Origin of the sequence: Coleofasciculus sp. D1-CHI-01, assembly GCF_040218875.1 — a bacterium.
Classification (GTDB): domain Bacteria; phylum Cyanobacteriota; class Cyanobacteriia; order Cyanobacteriales; family Coleofasciculaceae; genus Coleofasciculus.
Genome location: NZ_JAVJQP010000081.1, coordinates 1 through 22,297, shown reverse-complemented (window position 1 = coordinate 22,297; position 22,297 = coordinate 1). Strand labels below are relative to the sequence as shown.

Below are 22,297 nucleotides of genomic sequence, written 5' to 3'. Positions count from 1 at the left end.
CGGCTGTGCAGCATTTTCCATTAGTTTTTGCAAGTTTACAGACGGCTGTGCAGCATTTTCCATTAGTTTTTGCAAGTTTACAGACGGCTGTGCAGCATTTTCCATTAGTTTTTGCAAGTTTACAGACGGCTGTGCAAATTTTTCCATTAGTTTTTGCAAGTCTACAGACGGCTGTGCAAATTTTTCCATTAGTTTTTGCCAATCTCTAGACGTTTCGATACGATCTTTCTCAGACAACTCAGATTTCGCCGTATCAAGTAGAGCAAAAATTTCTTCTTTTTTAGTCAGTAAAGCCTCAATGACACCTAAGCGTATCGGTCGATGATGCATTACTTTGTGACGTTCCTTGATCACAAAATTGATAGTTCTTTTTAATTTTTGCCACTCTTTTTCATCCAGGAAGTAACGAGCAAAAACATCCCAAAAGGCAAACTTATTAGTCTTCTTTATCAGTTTGTTTCTGACTTCCGCAACTGATTCACAATCTGATAGTAGTTCGATACAATCGATTACAGATAGCATCCTACTCTCTGACCATTCAGATGTTTCTGCCGTAATTATTTTAATTAGATCATCAAATTGAGTACACTCTAAGGGGTCTAGTGGCATACCGTCTTCTTGATGCTTCTCTTGAATCGGCTGAACTTTACTCCGGAGTTCAGCAGGAGCAGTAGTATCCCACCAATCGAATCCAGAGACTTCTGTAAGGGCTTGACTAACAAATACTCGAAAACGTTGCTCTATAGCCGCTAAAATTGGGTAGGCTTGCTGCCGTATTTCATCGCCTACTTCATCAAGTAAACGCTTGGTTTTAAGTTGAGATTGTGTGATAATTTCCTTGTTAATTTTGTCATGGCAAGTATCAATATTTTCAAGCTCTCCTTCAAGCGTTAGCTGAATAGAGTTTGAATACATTGCCTCTACTGAAAGATGGATATGTGGTAATTTTGAAGCATTTGAGAGAGTTGGTGCTGAGTGAAAATTGGCAAGCGCAGCAAGTTGGCTAGAGCGTCAGTCGGTGTCATTACAATTAGACGTCATGTTCCAGAGGTGCCATGGTACGTTTGTTAATTGTAGGGGCGGGTTTAGGGGCTAAATCTAACGTAAAAGCCGATAACTGAACAACAAAACCCGCCCTGATTAACTGTTATTGCCTACCCTCTTTCCAATCTTCTCCATCAGGTAGTTTAGCTAAAGCACCCTCTGACGGCGATTAGAAATCGCGGCTACACAAACAAAACCCACCTACGTGGGTTTCCAACCTTTTTTGTCAGTCCGCGCAGGCGGACTTTGTTTGTATATGCCTCTCCAATTCCATTCTGAGGGCATGGTGCTAAATTTGAAATCAACTCAAGCGCTGGCGTAGCCACAACGCCAACAGAGGGAGAGCCAGTCGATAATTTTGCTCGGAGCCGTAAATTAAACCTTTGTGTTGTAATCCCGCGATCGCACCTTGCAGACTTCCCCCTCTGGATAGGTAGTGTTTGTTTATATAATCGCGACTTTGGGGCTTGTCAGTCGGATCTAACGCTAGAGATTCCAACAGATGCGCCTGATTCGCCGGAAGCAGCATCAGTAATGACTCGAAAACCATGGATAGGTCAGATAATAGCTCTTGAATTGCCTGCTGGATGTGGCGATCGCGAATTAACCCGTCAGCCACTCGCACCGACTGCAGGCGTCGTACCAGTGCCGAAGCATCGCCTAAATGTCCCTGTACCGCATTGACAAACAATTCTAAGGCTTGCGATCGCGGATCGAATGTCAGCCCTTCGACATGCAGAACCTCCTGCGCCCAAGCCGCCACCACATCATCGGCTAAGGGGGCTAGCTGCACGATTTCTAAACTATTCCCCAGTTCATCAGGATGAATGCTAATTTCCGCGATCGTTGCTACCAATACATAACTCACCTGAGTCTGACGCTCGATTTCTTGCTTCAAAAAATTTTCCCATACCCCATGACGATCCCAAGAACGAATATGGGGGAAGCTTTCCAAAATCAGCACCACCCGTTCACCTGTAGATTCGGCTAATTCTTGTAGGAGTTCCAGTAATCCCTCAAATGCTCTCCATTGTTGCTCTTGACTCTTTACCCGAATCGGTTTTAGCTGCGCTCTACCTCGTCCGTTATCATTGAGGACAAATAATTCAGCCGCCTTGTGTTCAATCCACTCTTCCATGAAAGTGTGAGCCGTTGTACTGAGAAACGTCTGATTGATGCTCTCGCACAACAATTGGACGAAGCGTTGACCATCAGTCACCCGGATACAGTCAACTTCCAGGATTTTCACGCCAACTTCCCGAGCCGCTAGCCGTACCAGACTCCGCCGTCCGCTTCCCGGTACTCCCACAATCAACAGGTTGCCCTCATGGGCTAACACCTGGATGATTCGCTGGAATTGCGCTTGCCGTCCAACCAATTGAAATGGTGTTGATACATCCAAAATGGTCACAGTTTTAGTGTCCTGATCGCAAGAGTAGAAAGGTTTCGGCGGTACACCTTCAGTCCTTCAGCCGCCAACGGTATTCGGCGACTCAGGGCTGAGGTTAAGTATTGACTTGCCACGAATCGGTTCTTTAATCCGGCTATTGCATGTTTTATCATGTCAATCCTCTGCTCAAACCAACCCGTTGGTGTGGTATGAGTCTATCGTTGGCATTGACACTTTCCAATAGTGTCAGTCTTTTATAGCACTATTAAAACGTGCTATAAATGTTTTAGCACCTTTTCACCGGAAAGCATAGCCGTGTTAGCCGCCTATCTATTCGCCACCATTCTGGGCGGATTTTGCGGCATCATCTTAAAAAAGACGCTAGCACGGCATCATCCGACCTTAGAAAGCAGCGAGGTTGAGAAATACAATACTCCATGAGTACATTGACGATTGCCTGGATCGCACTACCGATGTTTGTGGGGTTCAGCATTTATCTGTTCCCCAAACTTGACCGATATCTCGCACTGGGCGTCGCCCTGGTTTCGGTTGGCTATGCGTTGCAGTTATTATTTGTAGCTAAAGCGCCCTTAACCCTGCAATTATTGGATAGTTTCGGCGTTACATTAATCGCTGACCAATTGAGCGGTTTTTTTATATTGACCAATGCCCTAGTAGCAACCGCCGTTATTCTCTATTGTTGGCACACGAATAAGTCAGCTTTCTTTTATACACAGACGATTATTTTACATGGCAGTGTCAATGCCGCCTTTCTCTGTGCCGATCTGATCAGCTTATACGTCTCGTTAGAGGTTATTAGTATTGCCGCATTTCTGTTAATTGCCTATTCCCGAACCAATCGTTCGATTTGGGTGGCTTTACGTTATATGTTTGTCGGCAATGTGGCAATGCTGTTTTATCTGGTGGGTGCGGTGTTGGTGTATCAGGCGAATTATTCCTTTGCTTATGAGGGTTTAAGCAATGCACCCATCGAGGCAGTTGCCTTGATCGTTCTGGGACTGCTGAGTAAAGGGGGTATCTTTATATCGGGATTGTGGCTACCCTTAACCCACTCGGAATCCGAGACACCCGTATCCGCGTTGCTATCAGGGGTGGTGGTGAAAACGGGCGTGTTTCCCCTGGTACGCTTTGCCTTGATGGTAGAGGCGATCGATCCCATTATCAGACTATTCGGTGTGGGAACTGCACTGCTGGGAGTCGGGTATGCCGTCTTGGAAAAAGATACCAAGCGCACGCTAGCGTTTAGCACCGTTTCCCAATTAGGCTGGATACTCGCTGCACCAGAAGTTGGTGGCTTTTTTGCCCTAGCCCATGGATTGGCGAAATCAACGCTGTTTTTGATCGCGGGTAACTTACCCAGCCGAAACTTTAAGGAACTCAAAGAGCAGCCGATGAATACTGGACTCTGGATTGCCCTAGTCATGGCTAGCCTCTCGATTTCGGGCTTTCCCTTATTCGTCGGCTTTGGCGCGAAGGTATTAACGTTGAAAAACGTCCTACCTTGGCAAGAGATAGTCATGAACCTGGGGGCGGTGGGAACCGCGATGGTGTATGCCAAATTCATCTTTCTGCCCCATGGGAAAGGGAAGCCTGTTCGAGCCAGTTTCTGGACTCCAATCCTATTACTGCTCGGTGCGCTGATTGCCGCAAGTGGGATGTATTTAGATGGATACACCCTGGCAAATATAACCAAAAACCTGGCAATCATCGCCGTTGGATGGTTGGCATACGTTTTGATTTTTCAACGAGTGGTACTCAAACTACCCCGTATGCTTGAGCAATTGGAGCATCTGATTGGATTCATGGGGGTGATGAGTCTAGCGTTGATTCTTCTATTCAAGATGGTATTGGCATAAGGAAGATGAGGGAGATGAGGGAGATAGGGGAGATAGGGGAGATAGGGGAGATGGGGGAGATGTGCCATGGTGCGTCTGGAAAATTAGGAGATAGGGTCAATATGGAAGAACAGGAAAAAAGGAAAGAACTGGTTAAAAGTCATGAAGATTTAGCTGTGTATCAAATGGCATTTGACGTGGCAATGAAAATCTTTGAACTTTCTAAACGGTTTCCTGTAGAAGAACGCTATTCATTAACTGATCAGATTCGTCGTTCTTCACGTTCTGTTTGTGCTAATCTGGCAGAAGCATGGAGGAAACGTCGCTATGAGGCGGCTTTTATTGCCAAATTGAATGATAGTGAAGCTGAATCGGCTGAAACTCAAGTCTGGATAAAGTTTGCTGTCAAATGTCAGTATTTAGATTTAGAACAAGGAAGAGAACTCTATGGGACTTATAATCAAGTTCTCAGTGGTTTGGTACATTTAATTAACAATTCCCATCATTGGATTATTAACAAATCCAAATGACTCCCCATCTTCCCCATCTTCCCCATCTTCCCCATCTTCCCCAGCTCCCCCCGCTTCCCCCGCTTCCCCAGCTCCCCCCGCTTCCCCCAGCTCCCCCCGCTTCCCCAGCTCCCCCAGCTCCCCCAGCTTCCCCAGCTCCCCCAGCTCCCCCAGCTTCCCCTGCTCAAACCAATCCGTTGCTGTGGCATGAGTCTATAATTGGCATTGACACTTTCCAATAGTGTCCATCTTGGTTAGCACTATTAAAACGTGCTATATATGTTTTAGCACCTTTTTCCAGGACAGCATACCCGTGTTAGAAGCCTGCATATTTGCCACCATCCTGTGCGGATTTTTCGGCATCATCCTGAAAAAAAACCTGGTGATGAAGATCATCTCCATGGATGTAATGAGTACGGGGGTTATTGCCTATTACGTACTGATTGCATCCAGAAAAGGAGAAGCCTTGTTCACACCGATTATTCCTGTCGAAAATGGGATTATTTCCCACATCGAAAATGGTGCTTACTCTGATCCAGTTCCCCAAGCGGTGATCTTAACCGCGATTGTGATCGGCTTTTCAATTCAAGCTCTAATGCTAGTCGGTGTGATGAAGCTAGCACGGGATTATCCCACCTTAGAAAGCAGCGAGATTGAGAAGCACAACACCCCATGAGTACATTGACAATTGTCTCGATCACACTACCGCTATTTGTGGGGTTCAGCATTTATCTGTTCCCCAGACTTGACCGATATCTCGCACTGGGCGTCGCCCTGGTTTCGGCTGGATATGCGTTGCAGTTATTTGTGGCTAAATCGCCCTTAACCCTGCAATTATTGGATAGTTTCGGCGTCACCTTAATCGCTGACCAATTGAGCGGTTTTTTTATATTCACCAATGCTCTAGTCACAACCGCCGTTATCCTCTATTGTTGGCACACCAATAAGACGGCTTTTTTTTATACACAGATGATTATTTTGCATGGCTGTGTTAATGCCGCCTTTGTCTGTGCCGATTTCATCAGCTTATACGTGGCGTTAGAGGTCATTGGTATTGCCGCATTTCTGTTAATTGCCTATCCCCGAACGAATCGTTCGATTTGGGTGGCGTTGCGCTATCTGTTGATCAGCAATGTAGCAATGCTGTTTTATCTGATGGGTGCGGTGTTGGTGTATGAGGCGAATTATTCATTTGCTTATGAGGGGTTAAGCAATGCTCCCACCGAGGCAGTTGCCCTGATTTTTATGGGACTGTTGAGTAAGGGGGGTATCTTTGTATCGGGATTATGGTTACCGTTGACCCACTCTGAATCGGAGACACCCGTGTCAGCGTTACTATCAGGAGTTGTGGTAAAAGCTGGGGTGTTTCCCCTGATGCGCTTTGCTTTGATGGTGCCAGAGGTTGATCCCATTGTCCGACTCTTCGGTGTGGGAACCGCACTGCTAGGAGTCGGTTATGCCGTCTTTGAAAAAGATACCAAGCGAATGTTGGCATTTCACACGATTTCGCAGTTAGGCTTTGTCCTAGCAGCACCCGAAGTCGGTGGTTTTTATGGGCTAACCCACGGGTTAGTTAAATCAGCGCTGTTCTTAATAGCGGGAACCTTACCCAGCCGTAACTTTAAAGAACTACATCATCAGCCGATTAATACCTCGATTTGGATTGCTTTAGTTATCGCTAGTTTCTCTATCTCAGGTTTTCCCCTATTGTCTGGCTTTGGGGCGAAGGTTTTGACGATGAAAAATCTTTTGCCCTGGCAAGTGATTGGTATGAATATTGCGGCTTTGGGAACAGCAATATCCTTTGCCAAATTCATTTTTTTGCCTCACGATTCACAAGGAGAGGGAAATGTCAAGCCCAGTTTCTGGTTAGCCATGATTATATTAATCGGGGGTTTAATTTTAGCAAATGCTGTGTATTACGAGGCGTATACGGTTAAGAATATCGTGAAACCCCTAGTCACTATCGCACTTGGATGGTTGGCATATTTTTTGATTTTCAAACGACTTGCCATCAAACTCCCTCGTATGCTTGAGCAATTCGATCATCTTATTGGGCTGATGAGTTTAATGTTGCTGCTGCTGTTTGGGATGGTATTCGCTTAATCTCAAACTCTTACAAATGACCAATGACCAATGACCAATGACCAATGACCAATGACGAAAAATGATTGGACATCTGAATTTGATATTGCGATTAGCCATCTGGTTTTTGCTCACCGCTAGTCTGAGTGTGCCAAATATCATTATTGGCATCGCCATCGCCCTTCTTTTGCCGGGACGCGCCAAAACTTCGGAATCATTAACGGATTGGTTACGGGTGCTGGGTGAGGTACTTGTGGCGATTCCCCAAGCGTATTTTGAGGCATTTGAAATTATGTTCCGTCCTCATAAATACGAAGATGTAATTATGGAACGAGTTAAACCCCAGCGCACACCGGGACTGATTTTTCTCGATATATTTTTAATTACGTTTACACCCAAAACTATTGTTTTAAAATACCACGAGGAAGGCTCGTATGAAGTCCATCGAATTAGCCGGAGAAAACGAACATGAATTTGATTTTAATTGGTATGATGTTGGCGTTACTTATCCCCATGTATGAGGCATGGCAGGATGATGATATTTGGCAAAAAATGTTGGCATTTGCCAGTATTGCTACCAAAACCTCAATTATGATTCTGGTTGTTTCTGTCTTACGAGACGACTGGATGATTGGAGTGGTTGGGGTAATCATCCTGAGTGTGGGAAATGCAGGATTAATGTTGTTGGCACATATCCTTAAACGAATCAATGATTTAGCGAAAGAGTCCTATTATGATCAACGTGCTTAGTTATATCTGTATTGGCGTAGGAATTGTCTTCTGGTTTTGGGGAACCTTTCCGTTGATTGGTCATAGATCTGTACTCTTTAAGCTGCATACTCTTTCGGTGGCAGATACTCTCGGTTCAATGAGTATTATCGTCGGATTGCTGCTAAAAATACCCAGTGAATGGCCCCTACTGATTCTCGCCATTATCTCCTTGGCGATTTGGAATACAGTGCTGGGGTATGTGTTGGCGTACTGTTCGAGTAGTGGGGAGGAATTTGACTATGAATCAGAGTGATCTCTATGTGATTATTGCGCTGCTGCCGTTGGCTGCCTGTATGCTGGTCTTTCAGGTGAATCCTTACCATGCTTTGGTGATTCGGGGCATTTTGGGAGCGGTGGCGGCATTGGTTTATGCAGTTTTGGGGGCGGCAGATGTGGCGTTGACCGAAGCTTTGGTGGGTACTATGCTGGCGATTACGCTGTATGCCGTGGCGGTGCGTTCATCTTTAACCCTGCGTCTTGGTGTACTGGAAGAAAGTGGCGATAAAGTGCCGACTAAGGAAGAAGTTGAGCAGCATTTTGGGGAACTGATGAATGATTTACGCCGCATTTTTAGCAAGCATTATATGCGTGTCGAGTTAGTCCCCTATACAGATCAGCAGGCGTTACATCGGGCGCTGATGGAAAAAGAAGTTCATGCCACCTGTACGCGATCGCATTCAGCAGAACTGGAGCCTCAAGACCTGACAGTATCTGAGTCTGAGACGCCATCTTATCACACCGCGACTCGGGTTCAACGTCTCTATGACATCATGCGAACCGAACTGTCGTCACCTGCGACACATTTAACCTATATCAATACACCAGATTCAGGGGAGAAACACTAATGAAATGGGTTTACATTGCAGCCGGGATCGCGCTGTACGTCATATTCCTAATCACGCCTAATATACCTAATTCGGCACCAGATTTGTCAGATATTTCTATCGTCGAAGCCGTTGTAGAAGACAGTGGCGTGTCCAATGTGGTTTCGGGTATCATTTTCCGGAATCGGTTGTATGACACGATCTTTGAAGTGGTGGTATTTACGATCGCGATTATGGGTGTGCGGTTTCTGCTGGCGGATGAAAAGCCGTTCTGCACTGTCTATCAGTTTACCGATCAACCCTCGATGATTTTGGCGCGTCTGGGAGCAACCATTTCCGCGTTGGTGGGTATCGAATTAGCGATTCGGGGACATCTTAGCCCTGGTGGTGGGTTTGCCGCTGGGGTAGCTGGGGGAACCGCGATCGGCTTGGTAGCGATTACTTCATCAACGGAGTGGATGCAGGAAATCTATAAGCGTTGGCACGCCTCTAGATGGGAGAAGGTTTCGGTTCTGGTTTTCATTGTCCTGGCAGTTATCACTCTGGCTGGAGGCGAGTTACCCCATGGAAACTTAGGCACACTGCTTAGTGGTGGGATTATCCCCCTGCTCAATATCCTTGTCGCCGTAAAAGTCGCCTTGGGTTCCTGGGCTGCTATTTTAGTTTTTGTTCATTATCGGGGATTGTTGTGATATCAAGTTCGGTAGCATCGATTGTGTAAGTGGATTTATTTCCTCAAAGCCGCCCCCAGTTTAGATGTAATCCCTGAGTCTCTGGCGGCAGTACCGGAAATGGGGTAGCATCCTTCATAAGTATGGCATCACCTTGCTCAGGGAAAATGTACCCTTGCTTCCCCAGCTTCCCCTGCTCCCCCTCACCTCACCACTTATTCAGCAAGCACTTGGAGCAGTGGTTAGATAATTAATATCGGTTTTTTATAATTCCCTATTCCCTAAAATCACAAACCTGGAGTTCCTCTCGTGCTTCGGGATGGGTTGCTAAGTAATCTTGCAACCAGATACACCCTCTGGAGAGTAATTCCCCTAACCCTTCAACGTGCCAAATCCGGGCGGTGCCATCCGATGAAGCCGTGGCAATTTGGGTTCCATCTGGACTAAAGGCAACACTAACCACAGCACCTTGATGTCCTTTAATTTCTTGTACCAGGTTTCCCTGTAAATCCCATAAACGGGCGATACCCTCGAATGAGGCGGTGGCAATCTGGGTTCCATCTGGACTAAAGGCAATATGGGTTATGCCACTGGGATGCTGGTTGAGTTCTTTGACGAGGTTTCCGTCAGTATTCCAGAGACGAATCATGCCATCAATGGAAGCCGTTGCGATATAGTCTCCATTGGGACTAAAGGCGACACTTTTAACCCATCCCTGATGTCCTTTCAATTCCTGTCGCAGATTACCTTGCAAGTCCCAAAGGCGAACCGTGCGATCGGATGAAGCGGTGGCAATCTGCGTTCCATCGGGACTAAAGGCAAGGCTTCTTACCCACCCTTGATGTCCGATCAAGTCTTGCAGTAGATTCCCTTGAATATCCCATAAGCGGGCAATACCATCGGAAGAAGCCGTGGCAATCAGTTGTCCATCGGGGCTAAATGCCACTTGTGCCACGCCGCCGGAATGGTTGGGTAAGCGTCTGTGTAATTTACCCTGGATGTCCCATAAGTGAACAGTGCCATCAGATGAGGCAGTAGCAATCATTTGCTGATCCGGACGAAAGGTGATATGGGTGACACTCCCTTGATGTCCCTTGAATGCCAGGATGGATTTCCCTTGTCGATTCCAGAGGCGAGCTGTACCATCAGATGAAGCTGTCCCCAACAACTGCCCATCGGGGCTAAAGGTGACATGGGTAACCCCATCTTGATGTCCTTGCAACGGCTGATTTTGCGATCGCGTCCACAGGTGGGCAATGCCGTCAGATGTAGCCGTGACAATGATTTGACCATCCCGACTCATGGCGAGATCTGTCACTATACCTTGATGCCCTTTTAAGTTTTGTACCACATTTCCTTGCCAATCCCACAGGCGAGCCGTACCATCGGATGAAGCAGTCCCCAAAAACTGCCCATCGGCGCTAAACATCACCTGAGTCACTCGTCCTTGATGTCCTTTGAATTCCTGCAACAGATTGCCCTGAATATCCCATAAACGCGCCGTGTGATCCGATGACGCTGTGGCAATCAACTGTCCATTGGGACTAAAAGCAACACGGGTTACTCCATCTTCATGCCCGGTAAATTCCTGCAACAAATTACCCTGAATATCCCACAAACGCGCCGTGTGATCCGATGACGCCGTGGCAATTAACTCTCCATCGGGACTAAAGGCAACGCTTCTCACCCAACCCTGCTGTTTTGGCAATTCTTGCATTTCATTTCTTTGGCGATGCCACAAGCGAACCGTACCATCAATTGAGGCGCTGGCAATACGTTGTCCATCTTGACTAATGGCAATACTGGTGACTCTGGCTTGATGTCCCGGCAATTGTCTGATGATTTTTCCTTGTCGGTTCCACATAAGAATAATGCCATCCAGGGAAGCCGTGACAATGGTTTGTCCATCCCGGCTAAAGGCGAGGCTTTCTACACTGGCTTGATGATGCAGTTGATTCCGTTCCTGAATATTGTTCAGAATTTCCTGCAACGCTAACACTGGACGAGTTGTGGGATAGTTGACTAAGGGACGCTCACCAAATGACGTTGCTAAGGTATGCCCCGCTTTCATGGCTTGCAATAATGCCTCAAGTTGTCCCAACTCAAACGTAAGCAAAGCCCTATCCCCTGCTTTTTTTATTTGCTCTTCCAGGGATTCGGTATAAGCCAGTTTCAGTTGTTGGCGGACGTAAAAACCAGTCCCTGTGGCAACCGCCAGAACCAAAGCCCAAGTCACGGCAAATTTAAGCCGATTTTGGCATTTTTCCCGCCGTGCTTGCTCCTGTGCCTGTTTAATTTTCTCTTGAGCAATTTGCATCTCTAAGAGGACTAATTTGCGCTCTTTCTTTTCAGCATCTAAAGCGCGTTCAATTTCCCATTTTTCCCATTGCTCACTTTTGGCTAAAAATTGATAATCCTGATCACTTAAGCATTGATTAGCCGCCCATTGTCTTGCTTCCTGTAACGCCTGACCGCGCAACAGTCGGGAATTATCCTGACTCTTGGATGCAAACCAGGCAGTTATTGCTTCTGAATAGGGTCGCAAGTTAGCGAGTTTTTCATTAACCCATTCCAGGTTAAATACAGTCTGATAAATGCGATTATAAACCCTTAAGGTTTGCTGCTGTTTAACTACTAACCCACTTAGGCGTAATTCCATCTGTTCTGGATGATCATTTACCGCCACTTTTCCCTGCTGCAAAAGTTGCTGATACAGCCCCAGCAAACGCTCTGCTCGTTGTTCATTACTCAGCAGGCGATCGCGAATCGTTCGTAAATGCTCCGGTTCATCCTGAGATTGCCAGTTTTCCAGGATATGAGTGTGGACAATTTGAGCAATATCGGGGGTACGGCTTTGAGTATGCTTACCAATTAAATAGCATAATTTCTGGGTGAGAAAAGGTTGTCCGCCTGTCCAGTTTAATATCTCTTTTAAAACGGTTTCTGGATCATCCACCTTATCAGCAAAACCGGGGATTAACGAGGCTTTGGCATCCTCAAATTGAAAGCCACCAAGCTGAATTGATCGCCCGATATTAAAGGGGGTGCGTTTTTTGTCATCCATTAAATTGGAAGGCGTGGCAACTCCCAATAAACAAAACGTCAGGCGATTATAATCCGGATTATCGGCTCGTTGGTTATAACAGGCGCGAATAAAGGCAAAGAAGTCGTCTTTAAAATCGAGTTTAATAATACTATCGATTTCGTCCAGGAAAACAACTAGATTTTGCTCAAACTGAGTCAGCAACACATCCTCGATAAACCAATTCAATCGTTGTAACGGTGATAATATCTCATGTTGCCTCCACCAGGCAATATCATCAAACCTAGTCGATAGACCAAAATTCCTCACCAACTCAGAAATAATACCCAGATACCATGCCTCTGGCGTCGTTTGACTTCCCAGCCGTGTCATATCAATCGACGCACATTTGATGCCTTCACTTTTGAGAATTTTCATCATCCGAACGCGCAAGCTAGACTTGCCCATCTGCCGCGAGTTCAATACATAGCAATATTCCCCCTGTTTCAATCCATCATAGAGTTCATCATCAGCTTGGCGTTTCACATAGGTGGGGTGTTGATACTTTAAGCTGCCGCCAATTTTGTAATAATTTTCAGTTCTAGTTAATACACTCATAGTCTAAATTCTGCCCTTTTTTTATTCTTGTGTAGGGGCGGGTTTCACTGCTATCGTTTCTTCCTTCACCCAGATGTAACGAAACCCGCCCTGACTAAATTGCCAATTTTGTGACAAATGACGAATGACTAATGACTAATGACTAATGACTAATGACTAATGACTAATTCAAATGTTCTCGAAAATACTGCCGATACAATTGACATCGAGGTGTAACCTGATTCCCCTGCTGTTCAATTAACCCCATACTATGTAACTTATACGCCTGCATTGTATCTAATGGCACAGGTTCAGTTGCATTTACCACCTTTTCCAGGGCGTTAGCCAGTTCTGGATGTTCTTTCAACGTGGCTAAATGGTGACGCAAATGTTGACTATAGATTCCCGCATCTGTAGCCGCATCTTGTAATAACTCATCCAATGTAATCTGTTCAGTTGCCAGTTTATAAAGTGCCAATCGCACTAAAAAAGGATGTCCGCCCACCTTTACTAGTAACGGTACAAGTCCTTCACTACTAATTTGCAAATTCCAATCCAGAGAATGACGCTTTGCCAAATCTTCTACTTGTTGAGAAGTCCACTCCGCTAATGGCACAGGTAAACCGACATTAAATGGAGATTGATTAATATCTAATGAGCCATAATCTTCTGTGCTATGAACTACCAATAAGCGCAGTTGTTCCCACAGTTCGAGATTATTGGCTTCTTCATGCCAACTGCGGATAAGGGGGAAGAAGTGCGTGGCAATATCGGGATATTGGAATACTCGGTCTACTTCATCTAGGGCTAAAACCAAGGGACTCTCTGCTTGTGCCAAAAGCACTTCAAAATAGCGAGTACAACTAAGCATACTACCTCGGTCTTCATTCCAATAATCAGACAGCACCGCATCAGGGTTTAACTTATCGCTAATACAGGCACAAAAACAGCGCAGAAACTTATCCAAGTCACTAAATTTTGCCTGCTCAATTTGTCGCAGATTTAAACGGACGGTGCGATACCCCTGTGTCTCGGCATACTCAATAATTCTATCCAATAGAGAGGTTTTTCCCATCTTGCGTGGGGCTTTAATCCGAATCAGCGCCCCCGGTTGCAAAATTGTCTGATAACAATCGGTTTCAATGGGAGGGCGTTCTACATAGAACTTAGAACGTAGGGGTACAGGTCCATTGGGATATTTTATCTTCGGTGAGGATACAGGTTGCGATTTTCTGAAGTATTCTCGGGTTAAGGCTTCCCGAAAATTGGTTTTGCTAACTTTCTCGGATAATACCTCAGACAGCTTACGCCATAACTGGGGTCCGACATCTCCTCGAATGTAATTGACGGTGAAGTTATGCTGTTCGGCAATTTGCTCATAACTGTAGCCCTCCCAAGCGCTGTGCAAGACTTTTTCTTCAACATCACTCAGGTAGCTACCCGTTGTGCGATACAAGCCTTGGTTAGCCGTTTGTTTAATTTGATGCCAAGTTGGTTGTGATTGGGAATCCATGGCGAAAGTTAGCACTGCTCCTTGCTCTGAAATTTTACCAAATTTATTTGTTTTGGCAGCCCTGTTAAGTCATAACCTGAATTTTTCCGAGATTTTGCGCCCAACTCGGTCAATTTCCATAATTTTCCATAAAAAATCACATATAACTAACCCAATTTTTAAGCCTAATTACCTGAAGTTTACCAATTGCACGGCTTTTAGCTTCATTCATATAATAACAGGCATACAAATAGAGTTAAGGAACGTCAATTCTAAGACCTCCTTAATGAAATCGATGTTTCGCGATCGCACAATTATATTAGATGTAGGGTGGGCAAGAGTGATACAGCAAGGAAGCGCTGAGGCTATCGTCTTTGCTCTTGCCCACCTTCTTTTTCGGTTAACTACTACTGATAATCGTCAACAGGCATAAATGAATGGGAAATCTGGGCAACGATCGTATCAAATTCAGGTTGTAGGGAGCGATCATAGTTTAGGCTTAATTCGAGAATATCATTGTTGTACAGAAAGGTTTTCGTGTAAAAAACATTCCCATCCTTATAACCAGAAATGACGAACCAATTATCCTGCTGGTTTTTATAAGTTACCCTTACCCTGCGGGTGATTTGACGGGCTGTGGGCTTTGTCTTCACTATTGCCCATTCCCTATTCCCTATTCCCCGGCGCGTAGCGCTATATCAGTGACTCGGAGCCCTATGCCCCAGTCACTGTGTTCCTCGTACCATAGCCTCTAAGCCATTCCGGTGTATTGTGTATTTTAAGAAAATATAACAGGGTGTTGACACTTAGCTCCATTAGGTTCACGCAGAACCCATTTCTACTTGCTATGATCAGAGCTTGCTTCAATTAAACGACTCATACGTCAATTTGAGGTGCATTCTACATAAGAGCCATTATGCAACTATCACAACCGTTGTCGAAGTCGAAACCCAAACATATTGTTTTGACCTCTCATCCAGGACGTTCCGGGAAACAACCCCCTAGCCTGCATTGGGGAGAAATCGACCCCCTCAAGCGGGGACCCATTATTGGTACGGTGACAAACCTTGCCCATCGTAACGCGATTGGCACTCACTCTGGTTCCTATTCCGTTTATCGGGCATTAGCCGTTGCCAGTGGAGCGCTTCATCCCAATCACCGAGCGGATTTGACCAATACGGCTCCAGTGGTGGAGATTGGTCCCCATCCCAGTTGGGCTGACCCTAATCGCATTGTGTCTCTTGACCCCTTTGGGGGAATGGTGGGAGATGTTTACACCGATCTCTATGAGCAAGGATACGACATTCGACCCACGATCGCAGTCACCCAAGCCCATGTCAATTTGCCGGAAATCCAAGAAGCGATCCAGAAAAATCGCTTATCAGTTGACGGTAAAATTGTCAAGCCTAACGGCAGTCTAGTGGTCACCAAGGTTGCCATTGACCCCGTGTGGTATCTTCCAGGAATTGCCCACCGACTCAACGTCGAGGAAGGAGAATTACGCCGCGCCCTCTTCCAGCAAACTGGGGGAATGTTCCCGGAACTGGTAACTCGCCCCGATTTACAGGTTTTCTTACCTCCGATTGGTGGGATTACCGCCTACTTAATCGGCGATGTGGACGCGATTACTGATCCCAATCGCCAACTTGCCGTGCGCGTTCATGATGAATGCAACGGTTCCGATGTGTTTGGTTCCGATATCTGCACTTGTCGTCCTTATTTGGTACATGGCTTAGAAGTTTGTGTGCAAACCGCACAAGCCGGAGGCGCAGGGGTTTTGGTTTACTTCCGCAAAGAAGGACGGGCATTAGGTGAAGTCACTAAATTCCTGGTTTATAATGCCCGTAAGCGACAAGAAGGCGGCGATAGCGCGGATGCCTATTTCAACCGCACTGAATGTGTGGCGGGTGCCCCCGATATGCGGTTCCAAGAACTAATGCCCGATGTACTACACTGGTTGGGAATTACTCGCATTGACAGCTTTGTCTCCATGAGCGACATGAAATACAATGCGATCACCAGTTCGGGTATTGAGATTGTCAAACGCATCCCAATTCCTGACGATTTAATTCCCGAAGATGCCATGGTCGAAATTGCTGCCAAACAAGCGGCTGGTTATTACACGGAAACAACCGCACCCGATGCAGTAAAATTAGCGACGATTAAAGGGCGTAGTCTCCTGTGATAATTTTTGGTTCGTTATTGGAACTTGGGAAGTTCAGCAAAACCAATGACGAATGAAATGCCAAAAACAAAAGATGATTGCAGATTTGATTTCAGGCAACTTCTTTGTTATTCTTGATCTAGTGACTTAGCTTCCTCATAGTCAGCAGTGTTTCCTTCTATTCAGAACAGTAAGTGTGTCTAATCACAAGTAGAGTGTGTACTCCCGCACTGGCGTCTGTAGTAACCTATACCGACAGACAGTTATTCAGGGGTACACACCTATAAAGTAGAAATTATGAATTATGAAAAAGTATTGAGTATTGTGTAGGAGCGAGTGTCACTACTATCATTTATGACCTCACAATAAATATAACGGCTACCAACCCAAGCCCCGACGTAGAGACGTAGCATGCTACGTCTCTACATTCCCGTATTCCCGTATTCCCGTATTCCCGTATTCCCTGTTCCCTGTTCCCTGTTCCCTGTTCCCTGAAAAATGACAAATGACCAACAAACCATTGCATATCTAAGAACACCACAAGCGATTCGAGAACGGTGCGATCGCGTCTTGGATCTCGCTAAGGCAAACCAGTTGCATTACTTCGGCTGCGATTTAACCCAGCTAGAGAACGTGGCAAGTTATGTACTTCAAGTCATGCAGGATGACTATCCCGATTTTAACATCCCGTTCCACAGTCGCTGGCGGCACTTTGAAGTCGGAAATGTGCCACGCCTTGCTGAATTAGAAGAAAAATTAGCTGGACTCACTCCCCTACAAAAAGCCCAAACTAAATTTGATTTAGCTATTGTTAGTGTTTTATTAGATGCGGGGGCGGGTGCTGATTGGCAGTATGTTGAAACCCAAACAGGACAGGTGTTTCGCCGTTCCGAAGGGTTAGCCGTTGCCAGTTTCCGCATGTTCTGTCAGGGTATGTTTTCGAGTAATCCAGAATATCCCTTACAAGCCGATACGAAAGGATTACAAAAGTTAACGGTTGAGCAGTTAGCCGCAGGATTTCAGGTGAGTTCAACGAATCCCCTTTTAGGTTTAGAGGGTAGGGTAAAACTCTTACAGCGCTTGGGAGAATCCCTACAGACTCATCCTAAATTGTTTGGTGATAAAAATCCCCGTCCGGGTAATTTGGTCAAGTATTTGCTGAGTCTTTCAAGCCATGAGGGAGAAGCGATAGACGGGAGTTTGATAGATAAGGTTATGGAAACAACCGATAACTTATATAAACCCAACCTTATCGGCAAGCTACCCGCTAAAGTCGTACTATCAGCAGTGTTGGAGGGGTTAGGTGAGATTTGGCCCGGACGACTGGCGATCGCGGGAGTAAATTTAGGCGATGTCTGGTATCATTCTGCCCTCTCCGGGGACAAGCCGAGTGATCACTATATCCCGTTTCACAAACTTTCCCAGTGGTTAACCTACTCACTCTTAGAACCCTTACAAGAATTAGGGTTAGAAATTACTGGATTAGACGAACTCACCGGATTAGCCGAGTATCGCAATGGCGGTTTATGCCTCGATTTAGGACTGATTGTGGTGAAAGATCCGGCTATTTTGCAGCAGCGCCACTTACCGGGTTCTGAAGTAATTGTCGAATGGCGGGCGCTGACGGTAAGTTTGTTGGATCGAATTGCCGAAGCTATCCGAAAACAGTTAAACTTGACAGCAACTCAGTTGCCATTAGTTAAAGTTTTGCAAGGTGGGACTTGGACAGCCGGACGAAAGATTGCAGCACAATTAAGAGAAGGGGGAGTTCCGCCGATTCAGATTGAGAGTGATGGGACAGTTTTTTGAACCAAATAATCAGTCAGTGCGATCGCCTATCACTGTCGGTTGGGTTGACGCGCCGAAACCCAACATCCACTCTCCTGCAACATCAACACCAGATAAGCGCGATCGCGCTTATTTTGTAGTGGCGCTGTCTTCGCCATCAGCCATGCGATCGCGGTTAGTCGAGTTGTGGGAATATCGGATGATAGCAGATAGGATCTAGGTATAGAGACATCAACAGACTAGCGACAACGGCAATCAATGGTTCAAACTCCCTTCCAGCAAGAGTCTTTACCTCCAGCGCTTGAAAGTGGCGATCGCTTGAATCGTTATGAATTTGAGCGTCGTTATAATGCGATGCATTCTCTTAAAAAAGCTGAACTAATTGAAGGAGTCGTTTACTTGCCTGCTGCACTGCGTTTTAGAAGTCATGGTCAACCTCACGCTAATTTAATTATTTGGCTGGGCAATTATCAAGTGGCGACACCTGGGATTGAGTTAGGGATTGAACCTACCGTTCGTTTAGACTTAGACAACGAACCCCAACCCGATGCTGTACTGTTAATTGATGAAAATGCGGGTGGACAAGCGAGACTCAGCGAAGATGATTATATCGAGGGTGCGCCAGAATTAGTAGCAGAAATTGCAGCAAGTAGTGTGGCGATAGACTTGCATGATAAGAAACGAGCGTATCGTCGCAATGGAGTGCAAGAGTATATTGTTTGGCAAGTGTGTGAGCGGAGACTTGATTGGTTTTACTTGCAGCAGGGTGAGTATGTTTCTTTGCCCGTGGATGAAAATAATGTGATCCGGAGTCGAGTGTTTCCCGGATTGTGGCTAGCTGCAGGTGATTTGTTAGCCGGAAATATGGCAAGGGTGTTGTCAGTTTTGCAGGAAGGTTTAGCTTCAGAGGAACAGGCAAGGTTTGTCGAACACTTAGTAGAGTAGTATAATAACTATGCATTAACCTAGCCTACTGCGAGGAGCGATCACACTGAATCTGCACAATTAAACTGTTCGTTATTTAAACCTAGATGTTAAGAATTGCGAAATCCTTGTAGTGCGTTAAGCGAAGCCATGCCGCAGGCTTTACACCTAGGTCACTATACATACCCAATTTAAATGCGTGACAGCTTACCACTAAGATAAACTGCTCTTTAAATTACAAGTCCAACATGAATTTAAGTGACTATCCTGATCAATTCTGGCACTGTTCGGTATCTGTGAATAAAAAAAATCAGATTCAACAGAAAAAGTCGTAAACGACTTGAAATTTGAAGAACTTTATAACCAAATAATTGCTCCTTGGCATCAACAGCGTCGGTTCAGTATTTCTGGTCTAGTCGCCGATAGAGAGCAAATTGAGGAAATCCGAATAGTACATACTTCACATCCTATGAATCATTATGCAGAAAAGATGCTTACACAATTGAAGATGAGTATGATGTTCAAGACCTTTTGCATGGATTAATTCGGGCTTATGTAAAATACTCGATTCAGGAAGAGCCTCTTGGAAAAATAGCAGGTAATTCTAGTAGAGTTGACATAGCGATAGAAGATCTAGGTATTTTAGTTGAGGTTAAGTATGTACATAATCCCAATGATCAAGCCCGAATTTTTAAAGACTTGTCCTCTGACCAAGAGTTGTATATTAAATGGGAACCACTTAAAGTGCTAATTTGTCTAATTTATAATTCCGGCGACTTGCGAGATCCCGAATCTATGGAGAAGTTGTCTGGCACGAGAATGATTCGTGACAAACAGTTTGAAATGTACGTTGTTATAGCATAAAAAACCATAGCGTGTCTAATTGAGTTGTAAAACTCAGGTGAAGCAAAAACAAACTGAAGCAGTTGGGAACTTTACCGTCTTCAATCTCAAAGGCAATGACTATCGTCTGATTGTTGGTATCGACTACGAAACTAAAACAATTTACTACAAATATTTTTTAACTCATGCCGAATACGACAAAAGCAAGTGGAAAAATGACCCTTACTTTTGACCAAGACGCTTATCGCAATCTACTCGTACAAGTCGCGCCTAAAGTGATTGAGACAGAGGCGGAATATGATCGCGCCCTAGCAGAGGCAGAACGGCTAACCTTTGCCAAACACCGAACTCCAGAGGAGAAAGTGCGATCACTCTTAACATCCAGTCTAATAAGCTGTCATGCATTTAAATTGGGTATTAGTAGCGAGCAAGATGCAAAGCCTGCGGCATGGCTTCGCTTAACGCACTACAAGGCTTTCGCCGTTATTGATATTAAGGTTTAAATGCCGAACAGCTTACTAAGTAGCGTTCTAATACCAAATCCAGGTTAGCTACCCTCGTTATAACCTAGTCCGCGCAGGCGGACGAAAGTTTGTGTAGCAGCGATTTCAATCGCCGTGGCAAAAGGGGGTGATTTCTTAAGTAAAATGTCACTTAATTAGGCGTTGGTAGTAGGTAAAGCGAGGGATGGAGGCGAAGACAGCGCAACTACGAACCTACTCTGAAGGCATTTTTCCCAGATTGTCTTGAGGAAAGGCAAGATAGAATCAGCGTATTGTTTGCGGTGCTTTGTCTGGTCATATTTAACCGCATTCCACAAACTGTTTAACTGTTGATGCGTCGAACATTTTTGCAGGTGACAGGCAATGGCATTTTTCCATTGTTCCATCTGACGATAGCTGATGAATTGTCCTCCTTTATCGAGACGGTGGACAAAGATAACGTAGAGCCAGGATTCGACTTTTACGATGAGGGAAGCAGGAATATTTAAGAATTTGGCAATTTGATGCTTAGTGATGCGGAAGTTTTGGGCAGGTTTGATGCGGCGAAATAAGGCAGTCATGATCGCTTGATTCCTGGTTTAATCGTTTGTTTAATTGGTTGTGCCTTAAAGCTGTTCGTTGGGAACATCGAAAAAGACTTCAAATTCAGCATCCGGTATAAAACGCTTGAGAAAGCGTCGGTAATCCTCTGCATCTTGACGGTTGAAAAATCTCGCCACTGTATGCCGTCTGGCATCAGGTAAGAGTCGGATAATTGCCCAAGGGCGGGAGTTATTTTCTGGTTGTGAAGTGGGTTTAGGCAGAGTTTTTCTGGCTTCCCCTCTGATGGTGCTTAAGGTGCGTTCAATGAGTTGCCAAAGCTGTTCCCATTGTGGGCTGGTATCGTTGGGCATCAAATTCCATTCGTTGATGGGTGCTGGTAGCCATCTGAGCATGTAATCGTTTTGACCCGTTTTAGAAAGTTTCCAGGATAGGCGTCGAGTCTGTTTGCGGCAGACATAACCTTGTTGGCGCAGGATAGCACAGATGCTCTCGCCTTCGGATTGAAGGCGTAGCCAGTCGGAGTGTTTCATCGTCGAAAGCTGGATAAGGTTGTCACGGAAGAGCGATCCGCCCTGTGCGCCTTGTGAAATTGCAGCGCTCTGTTACGCGATCGCCTGAACTTGTTTGACCGACGTATGTAAAAATCGGTATTTTTATTTTATGTATGTAATAATCAAAAGTCAATATCCTATTTGTATATATGAGATAATGCACAGACAGGTTATGGCACATTCAAAAAAGTATGACGAGCAAGCGCGGCAGACCCAAGTCAGCCAGGGAAAACGCAAAAAACGTATCGCTGATGATTACGCCGAAGGGGTGGAAGCTTCTGCAATCTCAAGCGCAGCAATTGGGAATAACCAGGTCAGAACTGGTGGAGCGATTTGCCAGAGGAGAGATTCAGGAGAACCTTTCGCAGCTAGCCGAAGAACGATTTCTGGGGGAATCCTTCGCCAACTGATAGAGGAGAACGCGATTCAGTTGGCTCATTACCGATCAGAAGTGGAACGGCTGGAAAAAAGGCAGCGCCAGCTTGAAGAACTGTTTGACCAATTAAGGGTAAAGACTGGCGAAAACCTTGATGATGAGGACAAGGTTAGCGACGAGGAAAGACAATGACAAACAAACGTGGTAGACCGAAATCAGACCGGAAGACGATCAGCGTCGGGATACGGCTTGAACCCCAGGATTGGGAAAACCTCAATCAGCTAGCAGCCAGTCTGGGAATGACCCGCACGGAACTGATCACCCAAATATCCAGAGTCCAAAAT

At 45.5% G+C, this 22,297-nt stretch carries 23 protein-coding genes and 1 pseudogene; 17 read left to right on the top strand and 7 right to left on the bottom strand.

Annotated features, from left to right (window positions below; translation table 11 throughout):
• On the bottom strand, window positions 1-915 hold a 915-nt coding region (locus tag RIB93_RS15060), incomplete at its 3' end, for a hypothetical protein (protein WP_446373556.1).
• Window positions 916-1,345: 430 nt separating this feature from the next.
• Complete coding sequence (locus RIB93_RS15055) at window positions 1,346-2,455, bottom strand: AAA family ATPase (RefSeq protein WP_446373555.1); 1,110 nt, start codon at window positions 2,453-2,455, stop codon at window positions 1,346-1,348.
• Window positions 2,456-2,871: 416 nt separating this feature from the next.
• On the opposite strand from RIB93_RS15055, the gene RIB93_RS15050 reads away from it, so the two are divergent.
• The 9 genes from RIB93_RS15050 to RIB93_RS15010 all read left to right on the top strand — a co-directional run bounded on the left by RIB93_RS15050 (window position 2,872) and on the right by RIB93_RS15010 (window position 9,171).
• On the top strand, window positions 2,872-4,311 hold the full coding sequence (locus RIB93_RS15050; RefSeq protein WP_446373554.1) for a cation:proton antiporter: 1,440 nt from the start codon (window positions 2,872-2,874) through the stop codon (window positions 4,309-4,311).
• Between the two features lie 101 nt (window positions 4,312-4,412).
• Complete coding sequence (locus RIB93_RS15045; RefSeq protein WP_446373558.1) at window positions 4,413-4,820, top strand: four helix bundle protein; 408 nt, start codon at window positions 4,413-4,415, stop codon at window positions 4,818-4,820.
• 292 nt (window positions 4,821-5,112) lie between these two features.
• Entirely contained in the window at window positions 5,113-5,475 is a 363-nt protein-coding gene (locus RIB93_RS15040) for a cation:proton antiporter subunit C (RefSeq protein ID WP_446373553.1), read from the top strand.
• On the top strand, window positions 5,472-6,905 hold the full coding sequence (locus RIB93_RS15035; RefSeq protein ID WP_446373552.1) for a cation:proton antiporter: 1,434 nt from the start codon (window positions 5,472-5,474) through the stop codon (window positions 6,903-6,905). The genes RIB93_RS15040 and RIB93_RS15035 overlap by 4 nt, the downstream gene beginning before the upstream one ends.
• A 61-nt stretch (window positions 6,906-6,966) precedes the next feature.
• Window positions 6,967-7,356 (top strand): Na+/H+ antiporter subunit E, encoded by a 390-nt coding sequence (locus RIB93_RS15030; RefSeq protein WP_446373551.1) that lies wholly within the window; start codon window positions 6,967-6,969, stop codon window positions 7,354-7,356.
• Window positions 7,353-7,634, top strand: coding sequence for a hypothetical protein (locus tag RIB93_RS15025; RefSeq protein WP_446373550.1), 282 nt, complete (start codon window positions 7,353-7,355; stop codon window positions 7,632-7,634). The genes RIB93_RS15030 and RIB93_RS15025 overlap by 4 nt, the downstream gene beginning before the upstream one ends.
• Complete coding sequence (locus RIB93_RS15020) at window positions 7,618-7,908, top strand: monovalent cation/H(+) antiporter subunit G (RefSeq protein WP_446373549.1); 291 nt, start codon at window positions 7,618-7,620, stop codon at window positions 7,906-7,908. The genes RIB93_RS15025 and RIB93_RS15020 overlap by 17 nt, the downstream gene beginning before the upstream one ends.
• Entirely contained in the window at window positions 7,895-8,500 is a 606-nt protein-coding gene (locus RIB93_RS15015) for a DUF4040 domain-containing protein (protein ID WP_446373548.1), read from the top strand. Before RIB93_RS15020 ends, RIB93_RS15015 begins: the two co-directional genes overlap by 14 nt.
• Window positions 8,500-9,171, top strand: a complete 672-nt coding sequence (locus RIB93_RS15010) for a Na(+)/H(+) antiporter subunit B (RefSeq protein ID WP_446373547.1) — start codon at window positions 8,500-8,502, stop codon at window positions 9,169-9,171. Before RIB93_RS15015 ends, RIB93_RS15010 begins: the two co-directional genes overlap by 1 nt.
• A 253-nt stretch (window positions 9,172-9,424) precedes the next feature.
• On the opposite strand, the gene RIB93_RS15005 is transcribed toward RIB93_RS15010, so the two are convergent.
• The 3 genes from RIB93_RS15005 to RIB93_RS14995 all read right to left on the bottom strand — a co-directional run bounded on the left by RIB93_RS15005 (window position 9,425) and on the right by RIB93_RS14995 (window position 14,914).
• Entirely contained in the window at window positions 9,425-12,790 is a 3,366-nt protein-coding gene (locus RIB93_RS15005; protein WP_446373546.1) for a WD40 domain-containing protein, read from the bottom strand.
• 163 nt (window positions 12,791-12,953) lie between these two features.
• Window positions 12,954-14,282, bottom strand: a complete 1,329-nt coding sequence (locus RIB93_RS15000) for an AAA-like domain-containing protein (RefSeq protein WP_446373545.1) — start codon at window positions 14,280-14,282, stop codon at window positions 12,954-12,956.
• A gap of 386 nt (window positions 14,283-14,668) precedes the next feature.
• Window positions 14,669-14,914, bottom strand: a complete 246-nt coding sequence (locus RIB93_RS14995) for a hypothetical protein (RefSeq protein WP_446373544.1) — start codon at window positions 14,912-14,914, stop codon at window positions 14,669-14,671.
• 263 nt (window positions 14,915-15,177) lie between these two features.
• On the opposite strand from RIB93_RS14995, the gene RIB93_RS14990 reads away from it, so the two are divergent.
• The 7 genes and pseudogenes from RIB93_RS14990 to RIB93_RS14960 all read left to right on the top strand — a co-directional run bounded on the left by RIB93_RS14990 (window position 15,178) and on the right by RIB93_RS14960 (window position 20,483).
• Window positions 15,178-16,446 carry a GTP cyclohydrolase II gene (locus RIB93_RS14990; protein WP_446373543.1) on the top strand — a complete coding sequence of 423 codons (1,269 nt, stop codon included), beginning with the start codon at window positions 15,178-15,180 and terminating at the stop codon, window positions 16,444-16,446.
• Window positions 16,447-16,923: 477 nt separating this feature from the next.
• Window positions 16,924-18,234 carry a URC4/urg3 family protein gene (locus RIB93_RS14985; protein ID WP_446373542.1) on the top strand — a complete coding sequence of 437 codons (1,311 nt, stop codon included), beginning with the start codon at window positions 16,924-16,926 and terminating at the stop codon, window positions 18,232-18,234.
• Window positions 18,218-18,433, top strand: coding sequence for a hypothetical protein (locus RIB93_RS14980; protein WP_446373541.1), 216 nt, complete (start codon window positions 18,218-18,220; stop codon window positions 18,431-18,433). The genes RIB93_RS14985 and RIB93_RS14980 overlap by 17 nt, the downstream gene beginning before the upstream one ends.
• 38 nt (window positions 18,434-18,471) lie before the next feature.
• The gene (locus RIB93_RS14975; RefSeq protein WP_446373540.1) at window positions 18,472-19,158 is read left to right on the top strand and encodes a Uma2 family endonuclease; all 687 of its coding nucleotides are present in this window, start codon (window positions 18,472-18,474) and stop codon (window positions 19,156-19,158) included.
• Window positions 19,159-19,638: 480 nt separating this feature from the next.
• Complete coding sequence (locus tag RIB93_RS14970) at window positions 19,639-20,001, top strand: PD-(D/E)XK nuclease domain-containing protein (RefSeq protein WP_446373557.1); 363 nt, start codon at window positions 19,639-19,641, stop codon at window positions 19,999-20,001.
• Window positions 20,002-20,047: 46 nt separating this feature from the next.
• A pseudogene (locus RIB93_RS14965) lies at window positions 20,048-20,212 on the top strand (type II toxin-antitoxin system HigB family toxin); the annotation flags it as partial.
• Window positions 20,196-20,483: a hypothetical protein gene (locus RIB93_RS14960; protein WP_446373539.1), complete on the top strand. Its 288-nt coding sequence runs from the start codon at window positions 20,196-20,198 to the stop codon at window positions 20,481-20,483. The pseudogene RIB93_RS14965 and the gene RIB93_RS14960, both read left to right, overlap by 17 nt.
• Window positions 20,484-20,638: 155 nt before the next feature.
• On the opposite strand, the gene RIB93_RS14955 is transcribed toward RIB93_RS14960, so the two are convergent.
• Window positions 20,639-21,043 (bottom strand): hypothetical protein, encoded by a 405-nt coding sequence (locus RIB93_RS14955; protein ID WP_446373538.1) that lies wholly within the window; start codon window positions 21,041-21,043, stop codon window positions 20,639-20,641.
• Between the two features lie 45 nt (window positions 21,044-21,088).
• Window positions 21,089-21,556 (bottom strand): hypothetical protein, encoded by a 468-nt coding sequence (locus tag RIB93_RS14950; protein ID WP_446373537.1) that lies wholly within the window; start codon window positions 21,554-21,556, stop codon window positions 21,089-21,091.
• Window positions 21,557-21,749: 193 nt separating this feature from the next.
• On the opposite strand from RIB93_RS14950, the gene RIB93_RS14945 reads away from it, so the two are divergent.
• A complete protein-coding gene (locus RIB93_RS14945) occupies window positions 21,750-22,145 on the top strand; it encodes a hypothetical protein (protein WP_446373536.1) in 396 nt (131 codons plus the stop codon).
• Window positions 22,146-22,297 lie beyond the last annotated feature (152 nt).